Source organism: Pseudophaeobacter sp. TrK17, assembly GCF_042192375.1.
Taxonomy (GTDB): domain Bacteria; phylum Pseudomonadota; class Alphaproteobacteria; order Rhodobacterales; family Rhodobacteraceae; genus Pseudophaeobacter.
The window spans coordinates 1505113-1524827 of sequence record NZ_CP071700.1; the positions used below are offsets into that span (position 1 = coordinate 1505113).

A 19715-nucleotide genomic window follows, 5' to 3' on the forward strand; every position below is an offset into this window, starting at 1 on the left:
TCCCATCTACAAAGCGGCCAGAGCGCCCCCGGATAGCGCCCGGCGGGGCACTGTCTAGCCGCAGATGTTTTGCAGCTGCACCCAGTCGCGATCATTCAGCACCGGCTCCAGCACCCGGCCAGCCATTGGATCGGCTTCGATCAGACCAAGCGTGGTTTCACCGGTCACATCCAGCGCATAGGCATAGGGGGTCGAGGGAATGGCGGCGCGGGCAAACTCGGCCAGCAACAGATCATCCGGCAACACTGGGCGCGGCGCGGCCAACACGGTTTCGGAATAGCGATCCAGGGTTTCTCGGGTCAGCTCACCAGTGGTGAGCAAGCGGAAAGAGGCAAGGAAACCGCCAACCTCCAGCAGCTCCGCCAGCGGATCGTGCAAATGGGCGCGGGCGCGCTCGGCCAGGACCGCACCAGCGGCAACCGCCGGATCTTCAAAATCTTCCACCAGGCTGCGGTTCAGCAGCACAATGCCGCCGGGCAAATGCAGGCTGCTGGCGACGCCTGAGCGCATGATCACCAGTTGCCGCACGTCGGTGCGTGCTGCCAGTTTGGCCAGGATCGGGCTGGCCTCCGGGGTGGCGCAGGCCTGCCCCGAGACCCGTTCAATGCGGCCCAACAAGGCCTGTCCGATCGCCTTGGTCTTGATCTCTGGCACCACTTTGACTGCGTGGTTTTGCATCAATCCTGGCAGCCCGAAGACCACCAACAGTGCCACCAGCGCCAGGCTGCCAAAGATGCTCACCACCCGCAATCGGCCAGGATGGGGGCGGGCGCGCTCAATCGCGGTGCGGACCTTTTCGATGGCCTCCAGCATTGTCGTTTCATCCTGGGGGATTTCAAGCTGTTCACCGGGGTCACCATCCGGGTGAAACAGGGCCGGAAATACACCGGGGTTGGCCCGTTCCACCGCCGCCAGAGACCAATGCGCCAGCACCCGGTCCTGCATATCGGTGATGGTGAGCGTCGCATCGCCAACCGAAATGATCACGTCACGACGCTGCGCGTCTGGGCTCGCTCGCCAAAGGCCCGCAGCCTCAAGTCGTTCGAATTCCCTCAGAACGGTCATTCATCCTGCCTGTGTTGCCTGTTTTCGTTGCCAAAAGCCTAGCATGGCTCTGCCGCAGGCGGCAAATGGCTTTGCATAGCAAAGGCCTTGAATAGCGCGTTTTTCCTGGGGTGGCGCGTCGGATCGGCAATGCCAGGCGCGGGTCGGGTGTAGATCACTGTGTATTTTTGATCAAATTACTGTAACGTGAGGGGTGTTGTTGTGATGTGAGAGAAAGCGGAGAGATGACAGGGATTTTTGTACGGGCGGCGCGGGTTGAAGACGCCGCGATCGTTGCTGATTTTGTACATGCGCTGATTGATGAGCTTTCGGGTGGGAAAGCGCCCGCAAAGCAGGGGGTTTTTGACATCGCTCAGGCTCTGCTTGCGGGGGCGGATGTGAGTGCAGCCATCGCATATGCCGGGGACGCGCCAGTTGGTGTCATCACGCTGAACCAATGTGCCGCAATCTATGCTGGTGGCAAATTTGGCGAGATATCAGAGCTATACGTGCGCCCTGACATGAGGTCGCAAGGGGTTGCGCAGCTGCTTTTGGATCATGCGCAGCAAGAGGCGCGGGCGCGGGGGTGGGCGCGTCTTGAGGTTGGCGCGCCAAGCCAGCCTGAATGGCACCGCACACTGAACTTCTACCTGCGCAATGGGTTTGATGAGGTCGGCCCACGGCTGCGGCGTTTGGCCTAAGGCCCGGCCCCCCTGCAGCAGCAAGGGGGCCGGGGGTGTAACCGGGCTTGGTTACAGGGATTTTGCGGTTTCGCGCAGCTCGAACTTTTGGATTTTCCCGGTAGAGGTCTTGGGAAGCTCCTGGAAAACCACCCGCTTTGGCGCCTTGAAACCCGCCAGAGTCTCGCGGGCAAAGGCGATCAGTTCCGTCTCGGAGACCTCTGCGCCCTCTTTGAGTTCCACAAAGGCGCAGGGCACTTCGCCCCATTTGTCGTCGGGTTTGGCCACCACCGCCGCCAGGTTCACCGCCGCATGGCCCATCAGCACGCCTTCGACTTCGACAGAGGAGATATTCTCGCCGCCGGAAATGATGATATCCTTGGCCCGGTCAGCGATCTGGATATAGCCATCGGGGTGCTGCACCGCGATATCGCCGGAATGGAAATAGCCGCCCTCAAAGGCCTCAGCGGTGGCTTCGGGATTTTTCAGGTAGCCTTTCATCACCGAGTTGCCGCGCATGACAATTTCACCCTGATCGGCGCCGTTCCGGGCGATCTGCTTCATGTCGTCATCCATTACGGTGATATGGTCCATCATTGGGAAGGCAACCCCCTGGCGGGCCTTGATGGCGGCGCGGCCCTGGTGGTCCAGCCCATCCCATTTGTCGCCTTTCCACAGGCATTCGGTGACATGGCCATAGGTTTCGGTCAGGCCGTACACCTGGGTGACATGAAAGCCGAGGGTTTCGATCTTTTGCAGCGTTGCAGGCGCGGGCGGGGCGCCTGCGGTAAAGACCTCGACCGTGTGGTCAAAGGCGCGGCGCTCTTCTTCTTTGGCGTTGACCAATAGGTTAAGCACAATCGGCGCGCCGCCAAAATGGGTGACACCGTGGTCGCCAATGGCGGTGTAGATCGCGCCGGGGGTGATGTTGCGGCAGCAGACCAGGGTGCCGCCCAAAACTGGCATCATCCAGGTGTGGTTCCAGCCGTTGCAGTGAAACAGCGGCACAATCGCCAGATACACCGGGTTCATCACCATGCGCCAGGAAATCACCGTGCCCATGGTCATCAAATAGGCACCGCGATGGTGGTAGACGACGCCCTTGGGGCGACCTGTGGTGCCAGAGGTATAGTTCAGCGCCAGGCTTTCCCATTCATCCTGCGGCATGATCCAGTCAAAATCATGCTCGGCGGCGTCCAGCACTTCCTCATAGGCAGGATGACGGCCGGTGGCCTCGAAACCGGCCTGCGGATCCGGCACCTCGATCAGCAGCGGCGGCTGGCCCGCCATCTGCGCCACGGCGGCCTCGGCCAGGGGCAGGAACTCGGTATCCACCAGCACCACCTTGGCGCCGCCGTGCTCAAAGATATAGGCAACCGTTTCAGTATCCAGCCGGGTGTTGATGGTATTGAGCACCGCACCACAGGCGGGCACGCCAAAATGGGCTTCGGCCTGGGCGGGCAGATTGGGAATGAGGGTGGACACCACATCGCCGGGTTTCACGCCCATCCCCGCCAGTGCCGAGGCCAGCCGGGTGCAGCGATCATAATAGGCGGCATAGGTCTTGCGGTGATTGCCATAGATCACCGCCGGAATGTCGCCAAAAACATGTGCCGCCCGGCGCAGATGCGACAGCGGTGTCAGCGGTACGTAGTTTGCTGCGGTCTTCTCCAGGCCCGCCTCATCAGCCATCCATCCCATCAGCTATCCTCCCGTGATTCTTTTGGTATGTCGGTTTGAGAACAGATAATGAGCAAAGTTGCAGGCATTGGAAGAGCTATGAAACAGATTGCAGCCCTTCCACCCCATGCAGGACATCAAACAACGGCGGCGCAGGCCATGTTGGCGGCGATGGCGATTATTGGCGTCACTGATAATGTCGTGCCTCTGATGGCAGAAACCATGGGGCTGGGGCAGTTCTACCTGCTACGCACGCTGGTGGCGCTGCCAATTCTCTGGGTGCTGTCGAAGATGGGTTTTGGCAGCATGATGCCGCGTCGCTTTGGCGCAGTGGGGTTGCGGGCTCTGTTGGTGGCTTTGGCGATGGTTTTCTATTTCTCTGCGGTGGCCTTGATGCCGATAGCGCAGGCGCTGGCAGGTCTGTTCACCTCGCCGATCATCATCGTGGTGGTTTCGGTGCTGTTTATGCGGTTGCGCATCGGCATGGTGCGGATTGCAGCGGTGATTGGCGGCTTTGTCGGCGTGCTCTTTGTGTTGCAGCCCGATGTTGCGGCCTTCGACTGGCTGATCCTGCTGCCGGTTGCAGGCGGTTTTTTCTACGCGCTGGGGTCGATCGTCACCGGCACCATGTGCAAAGAGGAAAGCACCGTTGCGATGCTGTTCATCTACCTTTTGGCTCAGGGGCTGATCGGGGCAGGCTTATTGGTCGCAGTCGAGATCTGGCCGCTGCCCGTGGGGCAGGGCGCAGATGGGTTTGTCACCCGGGGGTGGGTCTGGCCGCTTTGGGAGATGTCGCATTTTATCTTGCTGCAGGGCTTTGCCGCCGTGGCTGGGGTGTTTCTGATCACCAGGGCCTATCAGCTGGGCGAGGCGTCTTTTGTCGCCGTGTTCGAATACTCAGTGCTGCTGGTCGGCCCGGCCATCGCCTGGGTGGTCTTTGGTCAGGTGCTCAACCTTTGGCAAATGCTGGGAATTGCCTTGATTGTTCTCGCAGGCTCCACCCTGGCGTTGCGCTCTTCCAAGGGGGCGTAATTGGCGAGGACCGCAGAAGGCCCAATATGAGCCCAAGCACTCTCAATACCTGTTTTGAGCTGTGAACGGGTTTTGTTGCGGCATTAAGGGAGGCATTTGCATAGGGGCCAAGAACCAGCCTATTTGGCGCGAGGTTTGTAACCCTTGGTCTGAAGACGCCGACAAGATCGACATCTGCCATGGATCATCCGGCAGGAGCGAATGACAAGCTGAGCCCATTCAAGCAATGGCGTTTGCCGGTCGGCTCTGGCCCATCATCAAAAATATGACCCAGATGGCCGCCGCAGCGACGGCAATGTACTTCGGTCCGGACCTGAAAGATGAACCTTCGGTCCTCTTTTGTCCTAACCGCATTCGGGAGGCTTTCAAAAAAACTCGGCCAGCCGGTTTCGCTGTCATACTTGGCCTCTGCGCCATAGACAGGCAGGTCGCATCCGCGGCATCGGTAGGTGCCGGGGCGCGTCTCTTCATTCAAGGGGCTGGTGTAGGGTTGCTCGGTCTCTTCCTCGCGCAATACGAGGTATTCGTCGTCGCTCAAACGGGCGCGCCACTGGGCTTCGCTGCGGCAAATCTCAAAGTCGCAGGTCTCAGCGGTCAGCGGCTGTGCAAGCATGGCCGCGCCAGTGGTCAACAGGAATGCTCGACGGTTCATAACATCACCTTTTGAATAATTGCGCGGATAGGAGAGCCCTGTGGAGGCCCTCCCATCCGCTCGCCTGCTCGACTTATTTTGGAACCAGAACGGAATTGACGACGTGGATCACGCCATTCGACTGATTGACGTCAGCGATTGTTACCAGGCTTGCATTGCCGCTTTCGTCGAGGATGTAGACATTGTTGCCCTTGACCTGGGCAGACAGGGCGTCACCTGACACGGTATTGAAGTGATAAAAGCCGTCGGATGAGGCACGCGCCTGACGAGCGATCTCTGCGGCGGACCAATCACCGGCCACCACATGCGCGGTCAGAACTTTGACCAGCATACCTTTGTTTTCAGGCATCAAGAGCGTTTCGACCGTTCCCGCAGGCAAGGCCGCAAAGGCGTCGTTTACGGGTGCAAAGACTGTGAAAGGCCCAGGGCTTTGCAGCGTTTCGACCAAGCCGGCAGCCTTGACAGCGGCAACAAGTGTGGTGTGATCGGCTGAATTCACCGCGTTTTCCACGATGTTTTTAGTCTCGAACATGGCGGCGCCACCAACCATCGGGTTTTCGGCATAGGCTGTGGTTGCAATGGTCAGCGCTGCTGCGGCTGTAGCGATTTTGGATACGATTTTCATGCTTATTTCCTCTCATGATTGTCCGCAATTTCCTGCGGCTATGAGGGAACCACGGCGCCCGGCCGGAAACAGTTTCAGCCGGCGCGAAATAAATCTGCATCAAAGAATTCGTCGAGCGCGAGAATGGCTCCTGTCGGCGCGCCGGTCGGTGATCCGCCTGCCGGTTCATCCGAGACCGCCAGAGTTCCGCCGTCGATCAAGGCGGCAATTTCGGGCGTGATCTCGAACAGGCTTTCGCGATCCGCAGGGATCACGCCCAGGGAGACCGGCGCTGGTGCGTCTGCGCCGATGACCCAAAGCTCAAAATCGCGGCCTGTCGCGGGCCTGCCCTGTTCCGGGATGACTTTGAACAGATTGCCGTCCGGGGCGTAGCCTGCCTCGATATGCAGGCCGCCGTCTTGCGAGATCAGCGTCGCATGATGCGTGGGATCAAAAGCCGGGCCGCGCAGCATCGGGCTGAAGACGAGGAATGCGGCCAGGGCAACGGCGGCCATTGCGGGGAAAGCCAACCAGTTCCAGCCCCATCCACGACCCCAGGCCCATCCACGGCGCCGGCGCGCGGCCTCGCCGCCCAATTCGGCGACAAGCTTTGCCCTGACCGAAGGCGATGGAGTGTCTTCCGGCAGGTCCATGGCCATGGTTGCCAACTCTGCCTCCCAGAACTGCACATGCGCGCGAAGATCCGGGTGGGTCTGAAGCCGCGCTGCAAAGGCCTGCTCTGCGTCCGCGTCCAGCAGGCGCAAGACGTATTCAGCAGCCAGGGCCTCGTCTTCCGGTATGTCCTGAAGGTCGCTCATCGTGAAAGGCACTCCTTCAAAGATTGCAGGCTGCGGCGCAGCCAGGTGCGCATCGTATTCAGCGGCACGTCAAAACGGTCCGCAAGCGTTTGGTACGTCGCCCCGTCGAGATAGGCGGAGCGGACAGCATCGGCACGGTCTGGCGGTAGTTCCGCGAAACAGGCACTGATGCGACGTTGTTCAGAGGCTGCTATACTTGCAGCCTCAGGCCCTGGACGCTTTTCGACAAGCTCGCCAACACTGTCGAGGTCCACATGATTGCTCTTTTTCGCACGCAGCCGGTCTATGGCCAGATTTCGCGCAACGGTTATGAGCCATGTCATCGGAGAGTGACCCGTCACCGCATAGCGGTCAGCCTTGGCCCAAATCCGCAGATACACGTCCTGCAGCGCGTCCTCGGCTTCTGAGCGGTTCTTCAAGACACGTAAACAGACACTGAATAGTTTCCCGCTTGTGGCATCATAAAGCGCGGCCAGTGCAGCCCGGTCACCAAGCGCGACCCTGCCAATAAACTCTTCGATGTTCTTGCGGTCTGTCATAGGTGTTTTGAGCAGCTCAAATAACTTCGTCTTGTCTTCCTGACAGAAATGGTCCCGAACAGCAATCTCTTGCCACCGGGACCATCCTGCACTGGTATGAAGGAACTCATTTACCCATCGCGACGAATTACTTGCCGAGCGACGTCGCGAAGCCGGTAATGCCACCCATTTTCAGATCGGCCTTCATCGCGGAGGCCCCTGTTTCGAGGTCAATCTCGTAAAGGCCAGCCGATCCAGCGCCTTCCATTTGCAGGATTGCAAGTGCCATGTTCTCGCCTTCCTTGGACGAGACGATGTCGAAGCCACCCATCGGGGCGAGGTCGACAGCGGCACCGTCAACGGTGATCTTGCCGATGGTTTTCAGGGTGCCTGCGTTGTTTGCCAGGCTGACCAGCGAGTCGGTTTCGGCATCAAGCGCATATTGGAATGTCGCGCCCGCTGTCTCGCCATTGATCGCGTTTGTGTAGGCATTGGCAAAGATCATCGGTGTTTTATCTGTCATGGCGTCATCGTCAGAGTAGGCGAGGTCGGTAAAGCGGCGTACAGAACCTGCGCGCTCATCATTGTCGCCGAAGCCTTCGGGAAAATAGACCAGGTTGTCGCCGGCCGATGTCACGGCGCGAACGGCGTCGATCTTGTTGTTGAAGTCAAACGCCACCATCTTTCCGTCGCCGATCATTGCACCGTCCATGAACGACGCGCCCAGATCGGTCATTTCGCCCGACATCGGGTCGATCACCGCGATCATTCCATCGGAAAAGCCAAGCAACTCTCCGGTCACGGGACGCCATGCAATTGCGCTCAACGGAGAGGCAAGGCTGTAGGTCATCACCTCTCCGGGGGCGTTCACATCGCTCATCACAACCAGCGTCGCGCCGTCATTGGCCAAGGCATAACCCGAAACAGCTGCGTGACCTGCGGCAAATGCCGGACCGGTCGCAAGGGCAATCAAGGATGTCACAAGAGCTCGAGTTTTCATCGTATTTCCTTTCAAATTAGACAGGTTACGCACCGTACTGGATGCGCTCTGACCTGAACCACGAAAGGCAGTGCTGGATAGTTTCAAAAACTTGATCACTTTGAAATTTAGTTGGCAATAAAGTCTTGCGCCCACATTTATCCTTTTCTCGCAGCCGCAGCGCATTTCTGGTTTGTCCGGCTCTGCGCTCTTGACCTACGGCCCAGCACCGTGTCGGTGTGCTGACACCGCAAACGGTGGTTTTGATCCCGGTTTGACCAATAGTGCGGCGGAAATGAGCAGCGGCTTTGACGCGGCGCTCCAGCAAGGGGCTGCTGTCAGACGTGAACCGAGGCTAGACGGCGTGTGAACCACAGCGCGATCAGGATCGACAATCCGCCGAGCATGAACGTGATCCGCAAGCCGTCGACAATCGCAGCTTCGGCGGCTTCCTCAATAGCGGTGCTTCCCACACCGGCTGAGAAGACGGCTCCCATGACGGACGCCCCGGATATGAGACCGATGTTGCGCGACAGTCCGAGCAGGCCCGACACCGCGCCGCGCTGGTCCGCGGACACGCCTGCCATCACCATCACGTTGTTGGCGGATTGAAACATCTGGTATCCCGGCGTCATGATCGCGATTGCCGCGATGTAGCCTGCGACACCGAATGTTGCGGGCAACACCGATAGCGAAAGAGCCCCGGCGGCAAGGGTTCCCAGCCCGAGCGTCAGAACCCGCTGGCCCCCCCAGCTATCGACCAATCGACCCGACGGCACGCCAGTGCAGATCGACAGGACCGGCCCGACCGACATTACGAGACCGACGATCGCCTCTTGCAGGCCAAGCGCGACGGCGAGGTAGAACGGCCCCACCACCAACGTAGCCATCATCACATTCGCCACCAGAAAGTTTGCCGTTAGGCCAGCAACTACGCCATTTTCTCCAAGCGCGGACAAATTCAATCGCGGCGTTGTCCCGATCGGCGCGACCGCTGGCAGGAGCCGCAATGCCAATCCGGCCGCCAACAGACCAACCGGAACCAGAACAAGGAAGATCGCATGCCATCCGACCCAGCCGATAAGCACGCCGCCGAGAGACGGGCCAAGCGCCGTTCCAATGGCCGACATCGTGCCGAGCCATCCCATGGCCCGTCCGACACGCTCGGTCTCGACTGTCTCTCGCACAAGAGCGATGGCGAGCGTCATCATAAATGCGGCACCGATCCCCTGAAGCGCCCGAGCCGCGACCAGCATCCACAGGCTGGATGCCAGGCCGCAAAGCGTGGATGCCAGAGCGAATAAAACCAGACCAACAGCGAGCATCCGTTGCCGACCAAAAACGTCCCCGAGACGCCCTGCGATCACAACAAAAAGGGTGATCGACACCAGATAGGCGATCACAACCCATTGCACCCATTGAAATGACACGTCGAAGGCCACCGCCAGCGTCGGGAGTGCGATATTGGCGATGCTGGTTCCCAGCGAGGCCAGCACCATGGACAGCGAAAGACACAGCATCCCCCCGCGCTGCGCAGCCTTGGGTGCCGATGGTTCGAATGTCTTCATCTGTGTACTCCACTTGCGAGAATCGATGTGAACGGGCACCTTACGAATTCAAGCCAACTTGAGGTCAATCATGAAACTGATCGATATCGGCGAGGTGTCGCGACAGGCCGGTATCCCGGCATCGGCACTGCGTTATTACGAGGAGATTGGTCTGATATCTTCGGTGGCTCGACATGGGCTAAGACGGCAGTTCGAACCCGATGTGCTTTTGCAGCTTGCGCTGATCTCGATGGGGAAGGCGGCGGGTTTCTCGCTTGAGGACATTTCGGCAATGTTCGGTCCAGGCGGAAAGCCCGACCTGCCAAGAAAGGATCTGCACGACCGAGCAGATGAACTGGACCGGCACATTGCAGAGCTCACCGCGCTACGCGATACCCTTCGCCATGTTGCCGACTGCCCGGCTCCGTCGCATATGGAGTGCCCAACCTTTAGACGACTCGTCGACCTTGCTGGAAAACGGCGACAAAAACGGATCAAGCCACCTTTGCAGACCTTGGGTTAGTCTGGACGAATGGCCGCGTCGTCCGCTCAGCCTCTGAGCCGCTATTGGCCCCACAAACGCGCTGGGTTTCATCCCAAAGGTGTCAGAGATCCGCTAGGAGCCCAAATTGATCAGTGCTGCACAACGCTTGAATGACCGCCAAACAGAAATTGTGGCTACATCCATTATTCATAGCGATACCATGGTGATCTGATCCAGACTGACTGACGTAATCGATAAGATTGACGGCGAGAGGTGGATGGCTCATGCAAGTTGTTTGGTTCAAGCGAGATCTGCGGGTGGTGGATCATGCTGCCTTGGCCTGTGCGGCACGAGCCGGGCCGGTTCTGCCGCTCTATGTTGTTGAGCCCGATCTTTGGCAGCAGCCTGATGCATCGCCTCGGCACTGGGGCTTTATCGCGCAAACGCTTGCAGAACTGCGCGAAGAGCTTGGGCGGCTTGGCCAGCCGCTGGTTGTGCGTCAGGGGGCGGTCGTTGACATTTTGGAAGGATTGACGCGCCAAGGAGCGCTCTCGGCGCTCTGGTCGCATGAAGAAACTGGCAATGGCTGGACCTTTCGGCGGGATCAACAGGTCGCGGCCTGGTGTCGCGACAAAGGGGTGCCTTGGCATGAACTGCAGAACCATGGTGTTTGGCGGCGGCTTCAGTCTCGCGACGGTTGGGCGACGCGTTGGGATCGACTGATGGCCCAGCCCTGCGCGTCTGCGCCGCATCTCGCCCCAGTAGAGAGTGTGCCGGGGCCGATACCCTCGTCCCGGGATCTGGGTCTTGGATCAGATCACTGTCCGGGGCGGCAGACCGGGGGGCGACGGGCTGGGCAAGAGCGGTTGGAGAGCTTTCTTCAACAACGGGGTGAGCAATATCAGCGCGCCATGTCCAGCCCGGTTGAGGGCGTCTCCGCCTGTTCACGGCTTTCTCCGTATCTGGCCTGGGGCGCGGTTTCGATGCGTGAAGTGACGCAGGCGAATGAGGCACGGCGGCGCGCCTTGCCCCCCGCCGACAAAACCTGGCGGAAGTCGTTGCGGTCCTTTTCAGGGCGATTGCACTGGCATTGCCATTTCATTCAAAAGCTAGAAGACGAGCCGCGGGTTGAGTTCGAAAATCTCCACCGTCTGTATGACGATCTGCGCCCCAGAACGCCCGACGTCGCACGGCTAGAGGCTTGGGAAAAAGGGGAAACCGGCTACCCATTTCTGGATGCCTGCATGCGGTCGCTGCAAGCTACGGGCTGGCTGAATTTCCGCATGCGCGCAATGCTCATGGCTGTGGCATCCTATCACCTTTGGCTCGACTGGCGTGCACCGGGGCTGCATCTGGCGCGGATGTTCACCGATTACGAACCGGGCATTCACTGGAGCCAAGTGCAGATGCAATCAGGCACCACGGGCATCAATACTGTCCGAATTTATAACCCGGTGAAGCAGGGATTTGATCAGGATCCCACGGGCACTTTTATTCGCACCTGGCTGCCGGAACTGGCGCAGATTCCCGATCAGTATCTCCATGAACCATGGGCGGCAGATAACGCGGCAGAGGTGATCGGTCACGATTATCCCGAACGAATTTTTGATCATATGGCAGCCGCAAAAGCCGCGCGTGAAAAGATCTGGGAGGTTCGGCGCCGCCCGGAGTTTCGCGCACAGGCCGAGGCGATCGTGATCAAACATGCGAGCCGAAAAAACCGTTCCAGGCGGAAGGCACCTGCACCGAAACGCTCTGACCAATTGAGCCTGCCTTTTGGAGAGACGTCGTGAAACACCAAAAGAAATCGGATTTGCCTCAGAAGATCTGCCCCGCCTGTAGCCGCCCCTTTGTCTGGCGCAAGAAATGGGCGAAGGTCTGGAACGAGGTGAAATATTGCTCCAAACGCTGCAGGGCATCCTCATGACTAAAGCCGCCATCCTGCTGCCAAATCAGTTATTTGCTGACCATCCGGCCCTGCTTACCCCTGTAAAGCATGTGGTTCTTTTCGAAGACCCGCTCTTTTTTGGCGACCCACAATATCCGGCCAGGATGCACCGTCAAAAGCTTTGGCTGCACCGGGCCAGTATGGCGCGCTATCATCAGGCACTGGTGAAACAAGGGATGGATGCCGAGATCTTTCCATATGACGGGCAAAAGGGAGCGTGCCTGCGGCTTTTCCAAAGCCTAAGGGGGCAAGAGATCACCGAAGTGGTCATGGCTGACCCGGTTGATTTCATTGCCGAACGTCGCCTTAATGCGGCTGCAAAGGACACAGGCATCGCACTTGATATCCTGCCCTCTCCCGGCTTTCTGAACAGCCGGGGCGACAATGTTGAATGGTCGCAGGGCCGTAAGCGCTGGTTCATGGCAGATTTCTATAAATGCCAGCGTCGCCGCCTGGATGTTTTGATGGAGGATGACCAACCCCTAGGCGGAAAGTGGAGCTTTGACCAGGACAACCGCAAGAAGGTGCCAAAGGCATTGCTGGCAAGCCTGCCCTGGATGGATTGGCCCGCCCATGACGCCATCGATGAGGCCGCAAAAGCAAGCGTTCTTGCCGAATTCCCGAAGGCGATAGGCCGTTTGGAAAAGCTCTACTATCCGACCTCGCACGCGGCTGCCGCCGCTTGGTTCGATCAGTTCCTCGAGCGGCGGCTTGACCGGTTCGGCGATTTTGAGGATGCGATTGTCGAAGGTGAAAGCTGGCTTTGGCATGCCATTCTAACCCCTGTGCTGAATATCGGGCTGCTAACCCCGCGCCAGGTGCTGGACAGCACGCTTGCCTATGCAAAGCGCAGGGATATCCCTCTGAATTCGCTGGAAGGTTTTCTCCGTCAAATCATCGGTTGGCGCGAATTTATCCGGGCCACCTATGATGAGCTCGGTGTCCCCATGCGGCAAACCAACCACTGGGGCCACCGCCGCCCCATGCCCAAGTCTTTCTACGACGGCACAACCGGCATTTCCCCGCTGGACGACACGATCCAGCGCGTGCTCGCGACCGGCTATTGCCACCACATCGAGCGGCTGATGGTGCTGGGCGGATTCATGTTTCTGTGCGAGATTGACCCGGACGACGTTTATCGTTGGTTCACGGAGATGTTCGTGGACAGCTACGATTGGGTCATGGTTCCCAATGTCTATGCCATGAGCCAGCACGCCGATGGCGGGTTGATCACCACCAAGCCTTACTTCTCCGGCTCAAACTATATCCGGAAAATGAGCCACTGGGACAAAGGGCCTTGGACGGAGGTCTGGGACGGATTGTATTGGCGTTTCATTTTGAAGCATTCAGATGCGCTCGCAAAGAACCCGCGTTGGGCGATGATGTGCCGCACAGCCGAGCGGATGAAGCCGGAGAACAAGGACTACCATTTGACGATTGCCGAGGAATTTTTGTCGCAACTGAATTGAACAAAGCAGAAATACACAGCCAGGTGCGCCTCTGGAATAAAAGGCATTTCTGCCAAACGAACGAAATGCGGTCTTGGCAATACCAGCGCCAGTAATCTAGGGTGCTGAGCCTAGGGTCAAAACGACTGGATCCTAGCCCCAAGACGGTATTCTTCTCACTGTCAGACGCTTTCGGCGATTGTCGTCCAGGTCTGGCGGGATACGGCCTTTGGCCCAGCGAGCAGCCAGTAGCTTTCGTGATGGGCAAGCGATCGCGCGTCAAGCCGTACAAGCGTCCCTTCCTTCAGCGCGCCGGCACAAAGGGGAAGCGATGTGAGAGCCACTCCCAGCCCTGCCTTTGCCGCGGTCAAAGCCGTGAGTTGGGTGTCAAAGCGCAGATGTGGCACTGGGGTCGTCGGAATGCCGAAGGCGGCTGCCCAGGCAGGCCAGCCCGGGCGGGCCCCTGCGCAGGCAATCCGCGGCAAAATGGTCCAGGGATCCGCGCGCGTTGCAAGCGAAGGAGCCGCGACCGGGGCCAGTTCTTCGGCGTAGAGGCGGGCCTTGTAAGGATGCGGCCAATCTCCCGTTCCGTAGCGAATGCTGATCACGTCGTCGAGTGGTGCATCATGGGCGCCCAGAACCAGCGTACGGATCGAAAGCTCAGCCCCTGTCAAGGCCTGCAACTGCCCCAACCGCGACATCAGCCACAACTCGATCACCGACTGGCTCGCCGATATTGTCAGCCGTTTGTGTCCCGGGCCAAAGATCGCTTCGGTGCTGTCGCGCAAACCGTCGAGCGCATGGCGAACATGCGGAAGCCATGCTTCGCCTTCGACTGTCAGCGCGATCGTGCGTGCTTTGCGGTTGAACAGTCTGATGCCAAGATGCTTCTCCAGTTGACCGATCCGCTGGCTGACTGCCGCCTGCGTCAGGCCAACCTCGCTTGCGGCTGCGGTGAAACTGCCAAGCCGGGCCGCTGCTTCGAATGCACGTATCCATTCAAGCGGTGGAAGCCGATTTCCATGCATAAGCAAAACCATGCCTCATACTTGTTTTTCTTAATTTGTATTTATGCGAGGTCTGCGCGAGGTTCAAGCGCAACAGACATTTTCAAAGGGGCGCAAGCATGCCGACCGTCACAGTCGATCCAACTGGATCATTTATAACTCTTCAGATGTCTTCAGGGCCGCTGCGCTTCCATGCAGTATGGCTGCGGGACAACGCACAAGACCATGAGACGCGGGCGCAGGGCAACGGCCAGCGGTTGATTGCTCTTCGGGACATCCCCGCCGAAACCCGCATCGAGGCGGCGGAAATCGCCAAGCTCGGTACGCTGGATGTGCGTTTTGCCCCCGAGGGCAAGCGCGTCTCGTTCGATCTTGCCTGGCTCGAAGCGCATGCATACGATCAAGCAGCAGCCGCTCAACGTGGATGGCTGGAAGACTGGGTCGAGACCTGGGATGCGGATCTCATGGCAGACGTGCCTTGCGGAGATTTTGCTGCGCTTGCACAGGGGGGGCGCGCTCTGCAGGACTGGCTTGGCCAGATCATGCGCTATGGCTTTGCCAAGGTGGTAAACGCGCCCGCCGCCCCCGGCACGCTGTTCGACATCGTGGGCCTGTTCGGCCATGTGCGCGAAACCAACTATGGTAGGCATTTCGAAGTCCGCACAGAGGTCAATCCCTCGAACCTCGCCTTCACTGGTTTGGGTCTGCAAGCCCATACCGACAACCCATACCGCGATCCGGTGCCAACAGTGCAGGTGCTGCATTGTCTTGAAAGCTCGGCTGCAGGTGGGGAGAACATGGTTGTCGATGGATTTGCCGCCGCGCTGCGTTTGCGGGCTGAAGATCCTGAAGGTTTCGACCTGCTGGCCAATCATTGTGCGCGCTTTGAATACGCGGGCGAAGATGGCGTTTGCCTGACCTCCCGTCGTCCGATGATCGAACTTGCACCGGACGGCGCACTGATCGGGATCCGTTTCAACAACCGGTCCTGCGCCGCGATCACCGATGTGCCCTTCGACCTGATGGCAGACTACTATGCGGCCTATCGCAGGCTGGGCGAGATCATCGATGATACGGCAATGGAAGTGACGTTCCGACTGAACCCCGGCGAGGCCTTTGTCATCGACAACACCCGTGTCCTGCACGCACGCAAGGGATACTCGGGCGAGGGCACCCGTTGGTTGCAGGGCTGCTACGCCGATATGGACGGGCTGCGGTCAACCTATGACGCAATGGTGCGTTCGACAGCCCTGGAGGCTGCGGAATGAAACCGGATATCGAAATGTTGAACCACAAAACGATCGTAGACTTCATCGGGTCGATCTTTGATCGGCGCGGCGGCGAAGAATACCTCGGCGAGCCGGTGACGATGGGCGAGCACATGCTGCAAGGCGCGACCATCGCAGAGCAGAACGGCCAGTCCGAAGAGATCATTGTCGCAGCACTGCTGCATGACATCGGCCATTTTACCAGCGAGTTTGGCACCTTCACCATGGACGACACCGAGGACCGGCATCACGAGCACGCTGGCGCCGAGGTGCTTGAGCGGTTCTTTCCGAGGGTGATCACCGATTGTTGCCGATACCACGTTGCCGCAAAGCGCTATCTTTGTGCGACCCGGCCAGAGTATTTCAAGCGACTGTCCGAGGCCTCGATTCATTCTCTGAACCTTCAGGGCGGCGCCATGAGCCCGGACGAAGTTGCCGTGTTCGAGAAGAACCCAAATCTGGATACGATCATTGCGGTCCGCTACCTTGATGAGGCAGGCAAACGCCCCGATATGGAGACGCCGGACTTCTGGCACTTTGCCCCGATGGTGCAACGCCAGGTCGACAGGCACAGCAGGGTCAACGCCTGACCCGCGTCCTGCTCACCTAACCTGTTTTCACTGCGCCCGCGCGGCTGACAAAGGCTCGGGCGCAGTGGCTAAACGCTACTTTTTCCAGCTCTTTGTCGGACAGCCGTGGGGGCGGTTGCACTGCATCGATCATTTGGATGAGACTGCAAATAACCAGGCCACCAGATCTGGCAGACCGACAACGCACTGTTGTGAGCGACCTCAGCGTGGCGCAACCTCGGCTCGGATGTTATCGCCACCACAAAGTACCAACCGCGCAGGGCGAGGCAACACTGCCGAACAGTAGCTAAGTGTGTCTTAGCGACCAGGTCGCAGGCGTTTTCTTCTGCCTTGGGATGGCGTAGCCTGATGCCATGATCCTGTCACGCGGCCGTAAATTTCTGTTCATACATATCCCCAAAACCGGCGGCACGGCCCTGGCTTTGGCGCTGGAGGCGCGGGCCATGCGCGACGATATGATGCTGGGGGATACCCCAAAGGCCAGCAAACGCCGTCGCCGTTTGCAGGGGGTGAAAACGGCGGGCCGCTTGTGGAAACACTCCACCCTTGCCGATCTCACCGGGCTGATCCCCGAGCAGGAGATGCGCGACCTCTTCACCTTTACTCTGGTGCGCAATCCCTGGGATCGCGCGGTGAGCTATTATCACTGGCTGCGGGGGCAGGGCTTTGACCATCCGGCAGTTTTGCTTTCCAAAAGGTTGGAATTTAAAGATTTTATACTGCATCCAGTGATCCTGCGCAGCTTTGAAACCCACAGCGCACCCAGCTATATGCGCCGGGCGGATGGTCGCGAGCAGTGCCAGCTTTATATCCGGCTGGAACAGTTCAGCACCGATGCCGCGCCGCTGTTTGATCACCTCGGATTCACGCTGGAACTGCCCCGTGAAAACACCTCTGAGCGGCACCGGGACTGGCGCGGCTACTATGATGAGCAGACCCAAGAGGCACTTGCCCAGGCCTGCCGAGAAGAAATAATACGATTTGAATATTCTTTTAACGATTTCGACCTAGCCTTGGATCAAACAGGCCGTCCAACCACGTGAGATCGCACCATAGATTCTCTCCGGTTTGACTGGCCAGACAAATATAGCAGCACTTCCGCCCCCAGGGGACTTGTGCCGCCGCAGAGGAGAGATCGAAATGCTGGATTGGTTTCAAAAACGCCTGAGCTTTGGCGCAGAACTGTCGGTTCCGCCTGTTTCTGTAGGTCAGGGCGGGTTTCTCAGCGGCACCCATGTGGCGTCGAACCTGGGCTGGCGCCCGGTTGAGGCGCTCTGTGCCGGCGACAAGGTGCTGACCTTTGATCATGGCATGCAGACCGTGGTCGAAATGGTGCGCGAGACCGTGCAGCTGGAAGCGGGGGAGATCGACCCGACCCGCTGCCCCATGCATATCCCCCGCGATGCGCTGAACAACCGGGTGCCCATGTGGCTGATGCCGGATCAGGGCGTGCTGATGGAAAGCGACCTGATCGAGGATCACCAGGGCGACCCCTTTGCCGTGGTGCCAGCCTCGACCCTAGAGAGCTACCGGGGAATTTGCCGGTTGCATCCGGACAATCACCTGCAACTGATCACGCCGCGTTTTGAACAGGATGAGGTGATCTACCTTGAGGCAGGTCTGCTGGGATATTGCCCGGCACCGCGCGACCTGCTGACCATCGGGGTCGATCTGCAAGAGGACATCTACAAGGTATTGCCCATCGAAGAGGCCTGTGCCCTGGTCGAGGCGATGACCACTGCCGAGGCTGTGATGATGACTGGCGCACTGCCAATGACGTCTCCAGGTGCCTTTCAGATGTAATAAGCCACGATTTTGGACCCAGACCGGGCTGTAAACCTGATCACAAGCTGCCCAAAGCCTGCGCGCTTTGGGCTGTTTTGTTTACAAAGATCCGTTTCCTGCCGGGCCTGCGAATCGCCATGCTGCAGACGTTGCAAAAGCCGCAATCGGTGGGGGCACAAAAGGCCCGCTCTGAAATCTTACCAGAGGCGGCACCGAACTCAATCTCAGCAATGCGCAGTGCGTACTTTGCAAAGCTTATCTTTCTGTCTAGAAACACCGTCTGTGCCCGCTGCGATGCCGCATAAAAGCGGTCATTGCGCTTCCAATACAGTAAGTCATCGGTAAGTACTGGTCCTCTTGCTAGTGAAAACTGAGCTGCCTCGGTACGTGGCAAATACTTGGTGGCCCAATTCGTACAATTCAGGCATTGTCCCCCCGTGGATGAGGAACTCGTGTGTGCGAGTGAGCTCTCCTTCCCAAACGATGATGACCTACCAAGATGACCAACTTTTTACTGAAGAACCCCAAAGCTATCTTCATCCATCTGCCAAAGACGGGGGGAACTTCAGTGCGAGAGGCCTTGGGGGGAGACGTTCAGAGAAGGTACTTTGGACACATTCCCAATAGCCACAGACACTTGGACAGCTTTGCAGTCGTACGCGAGCCGAAGGCCCGTTTCCTCTCTGCGTTTCGGATGTTCAAATATGGTAACAAATTGGAAAAGGACTACTATTCTGAACCACGTTGGCCAGATCTAACCATTGCAAAGGCGTTAGATGTGCTGCAGGATCCTTTGGTCGGTTTCGACCGCAGTCAGAGAAGCCTGTCTTGGAACCTTAAGCATCATTTGATTCCTCAAACACACCCTTTCAACTGTCTTTTTCTTGCCAAAACCACACTACGGTTTGAAAACCTTGATGCTGATTTTTCAGGCTTGTGTTTGGAGATGGGGATCTCTGCGGAGCTGCCACGACTTCGCCGATCTTTTGGTAAGCAGTTGCCGGCAGAGCCATGGGCTCTTGAAGACATTGACCGCTTTGAAAACCTGTTTCGGGAGGACTATACTCAGTTAGGCTACGAATCTGAAACGGGGCCACAGAGCAGCGCTATTTCACCAGTAAGTCCCCATACCCAAAGATCTGCTGACCTGACAGTTTACAGTCTTTGGTCTGCCTATTTCTCTGATCAAGTTGTCTTAGTAAACAATGCGGCAGACTCTTTGCCTGCAGTTGACTGCGACTTGGAGCCATTCACTACCGAGATTATTCCAGGCAAGCAGAGCACCACTTGGGCGGGTCGGTCAAAGAATTTGATCGAACATTTCCATCAGTTGCAACCTGAGTTTTCAGGGATGTCACGACTGTCACATTTGCTAGCTTGCACCATAGTTGTGCTTCGGAGAGAAGCGGATTGCCAACAGGCCCAAAAACTGTTTTGGAGAATTTTGGATGAGCGGTTTTAAGATATTCGGTCTGAACTTTCGCTCCGGTGGCTTGTATCAATCTCTGACACCATAGCCGATCTTGGGAGAACTTCAGGAGAGCGAGCAGTTGGGTTGAACGCGAGTGTCTATGCAAACAGCGCAAAACTACACGAAAGTGAGCTCAGGCTTTTCTATCCGAAGAGGCCAT

The 19715-nt window shown here is 58.2% G+C and carries 20 protein-coding genes; 11 read left to right on the top strand and 9 right to left on the bottom strand.

The genetic code is table 11. The features are described from left to right. Positions 1 to 54 precede the first annotated feature (54 nt). A complete protein-coding gene (locus JZI28_RS06995; protein ID WP_297341843.1) occupies positions 55 to 1065 on the bottom strand; it encodes a hypothetical protein in 1011 nt (336 codons plus the stop codon). Positions 1066 to 1289: 224 nt separating this feature from the next. Here JZI28_RS06995 and JZI28_RS07000 point away from each other — a divergent pair, with 224 nt between their 5' ends. Further along, positions 1290 to 1745: a GNAT family N-acetyltransferase gene (locus JZI28_RS07000; RefSeq protein ID WP_375699674.1), complete on the top strand. Its 456-nt coding sequence runs from the start codon at positions 1290 to 1292 to the stop codon at positions 1743 to 1745. Between the two features lie 51 nt (positions 1746 to 1796). Here JZI28_RS07000 and JZI28_RS07005 read toward each other — a convergent pair whose 3' ends face one another. After that, the gene (locus tag JZI28_RS07005; RefSeq protein ID WP_375699675.1) at positions 1797 to 3425 is read right to left on the bottom strand and encodes an AMP-binding protein; all 1629 of its coding nucleotides are present in this window, start codon (positions 3423 to 3425) and stop codon (positions 1797 to 1799) included. 78 nt (positions 3426 to 3503) lie between these two features. Here JZI28_RS07005 and JZI28_RS07010 point away from each other — a divergent pair, with 78 nt between their 5' ends. Then, entirely contained in the window at positions 3504 to 4436 is a 933-nt protein-coding gene (locus tag JZI28_RS07010) for a DMT family transporter (protein ID WP_375699676.1), read from the top strand. Positions 4437 to 4620: 184 nt separating this feature from the next. Here the strand turns inward: JZI28_RS07010 and msrB are convergent, their stop codons facing one another. From msrB to JZI28_RS07040, 6 genes are all read right to left on the bottom strand, one after another. Next, positions 4621 to 5088: a peptide-methionine (R)-S-oxide reductase MsrB gene (msrB, locus tag JZI28_RS07015; protein ID WP_295447255.1), complete on the bottom strand. Its 468-nt coding sequence runs from the start codon at positions 5086 to 5088 to the stop codon at positions 4621 to 4623. Positions 5089 to 5161: 73 nt separating this feature from the next. After that, positions 5162 to 5713, bottom strand: a complete 552-nt coding sequence (locus tag JZI28_RS07020) for a fasciclin domain-containing protein (protein ID WP_375699677.1) — start codon at positions 5711 to 5713, stop codon at positions 5162 to 5164. A gap of 74 nt (positions 5714 to 5787) precedes the next feature. Further along, the gene (locus JZI28_RS07025; RefSeq protein WP_375699678.1) at positions 5788 to 6510 is read right to left on the bottom strand and encodes an anti-sigma factor domain-containing protein; all 723 of its coding nucleotides are present in this window, start codon (positions 6508 to 6510) and stop codon (positions 5788 to 5790) included. Further along, positions 6507 to 7049 carry a sigma-70 family RNA polymerase sigma factor gene (locus JZI28_RS07030; protein WP_348154513.1) on the bottom strand — a complete coding sequence of 181 codons (543 nt, stop codon included), beginning with the start codon at positions 7047 to 7049 and terminating at the stop codon, positions 6507 to 6509. Before JZI28_RS07030 ends, JZI28_RS07025 begins: the two co-directional genes overlap by 4 nt. 127 nt (positions 7050 to 7176) lie before the next feature. Beyond that, entirely contained in the window at positions 7177 to 8028 is an 852-nt protein-coding gene (locus JZI28_RS07035) for a DUF4394 domain-containing protein (protein ID WP_375699679.1), read from the bottom strand. Between the two features lie 317 nt (positions 8029 to 8345). Next, complete coding sequence (locus JZI28_RS07040) at positions 8346 to 9575, bottom strand: MFS transporter (RefSeq protein ID WP_375699680.1); 1230 nt, start codon at positions 9573 to 9575, stop codon at positions 8346 to 8348. 70 nt (positions 9576 to 9645) lie between these two features. Here JZI28_RS07040 and JZI28_RS07045 point away from each other — a divergent pair, with 70 nt between their 5' ends. From JZI28_RS07045 to JZI28_RS07060, 4 genes are all read left to right on the top strand, one after another. Next, positions 9646 to 10077 (top strand): helix-turn-helix domain-containing protein, encoded by a 432-nt coding sequence (locus JZI28_RS07045; protein ID WP_375699681.1) that lies wholly within the window; start codon positions 9646 to 9648, stop codon positions 10075 to 10077. Positions 10078 to 10322: 245 nt separating this feature from the next. Beyond that, positions 10323 to 11831, top strand: a complete 1509-nt coding sequence (locus tag JZI28_RS07050; protein WP_375699682.1) for an FAD-binding domain-containing protein — start codon at positions 10323 to 10325, stop codon at positions 11829 to 11831. Continuing rightward, positions 11828 to 11965, top strand: a complete 138-nt coding sequence (locus JZI28_RS07055; protein ID WP_295447240.1) for a DUF2256 domain-containing protein — start codon at positions 11828 to 11830, stop codon at positions 11963 to 11965. Before JZI28_RS07050 ends, JZI28_RS07055 begins: the two co-directional genes overlap by 4 nt. After that, positions 11962 to 13455, top strand: coding sequence for a cryptochrome/photolyase family protein (locus JZI28_RS07060; RefSeq protein ID WP_375699683.1), 1494 nt, complete (start codon positions 11962 to 11964; stop codon positions 13453 to 13455). The genes JZI28_RS07055 and JZI28_RS07060 overlap by 4 nt, the downstream gene beginning before the upstream one ends. Before the next feature lie 161 nt (positions 13456 to 13616). Here the strand turns inward: JZI28_RS07060 and JZI28_RS07065 are convergent, their stop codons facing one another. Then, entirely contained in the window at positions 13617 to 14474 is an 858-nt protein-coding gene (locus JZI28_RS07065; protein WP_375699684.1) for a LysR family transcriptional regulator, read from the bottom strand. Positions 14475 to 14560: 86 nt separating this feature from the next. Between JZI28_RS07065 and JZI28_RS07070 the strand changes: the two genes are divergently transcribed. The 5 genes from JZI28_RS07070 to JZI28_RS07090 all read left to right on the top strand — a co-directional run bounded on the left by JZI28_RS07070 (position 14561) and on the right by JZI28_RS07090 (position 19546). Next, on the top strand, positions 14561 to 15709 hold the full coding sequence (locus tag JZI28_RS07070; protein WP_375699685.1) for a TauD/TfdA family dioxygenase: 1149 nt from the start codon (positions 14561 to 14563) through the stop codon (positions 15707 to 15709). Further along, a complete protein-coding gene (locus tag JZI28_RS07075; RefSeq protein ID WP_375699686.1) occupies positions 15706 to 16299 on the top strand; it encodes an HD domain-containing protein in 594 nt (197 codons plus the stop codon). Before JZI28_RS07070 ends, JZI28_RS07075 begins: the two co-directional genes overlap by 4 nt. Positions 16300 to 16652: 353 nt before the next feature. Continuing rightward, entirely contained in the window at positions 16653 to 17342 is a 690-nt protein-coding gene (locus JZI28_RS07080) for a sulfotransferase family 2 domain-containing protein (protein ID WP_295447230.1), read from the top strand. Between the two features lie 97 nt (positions 17343 to 17439). Next, positions 17440 to 18102 (top strand): Hint domain-containing protein, encoded by a 663-nt coding sequence (locus JZI28_RS07085; RefSeq protein WP_375699687.1) that lies wholly within the window; start codon positions 17440 to 17442, stop codon positions 18100 to 18102. Positions 18103 to 18583: 481 nt separating this feature from the next. Beyond that, entirely contained in the window at positions 18584 to 19546 is a 963-nt protein-coding gene (locus tag JZI28_RS07090; protein WP_375699688.1) for a sulfotransferase family 2 domain-containing protein, read from the top strand. Positions 19547 to 19715 lie beyond the last annotated feature (169 nt).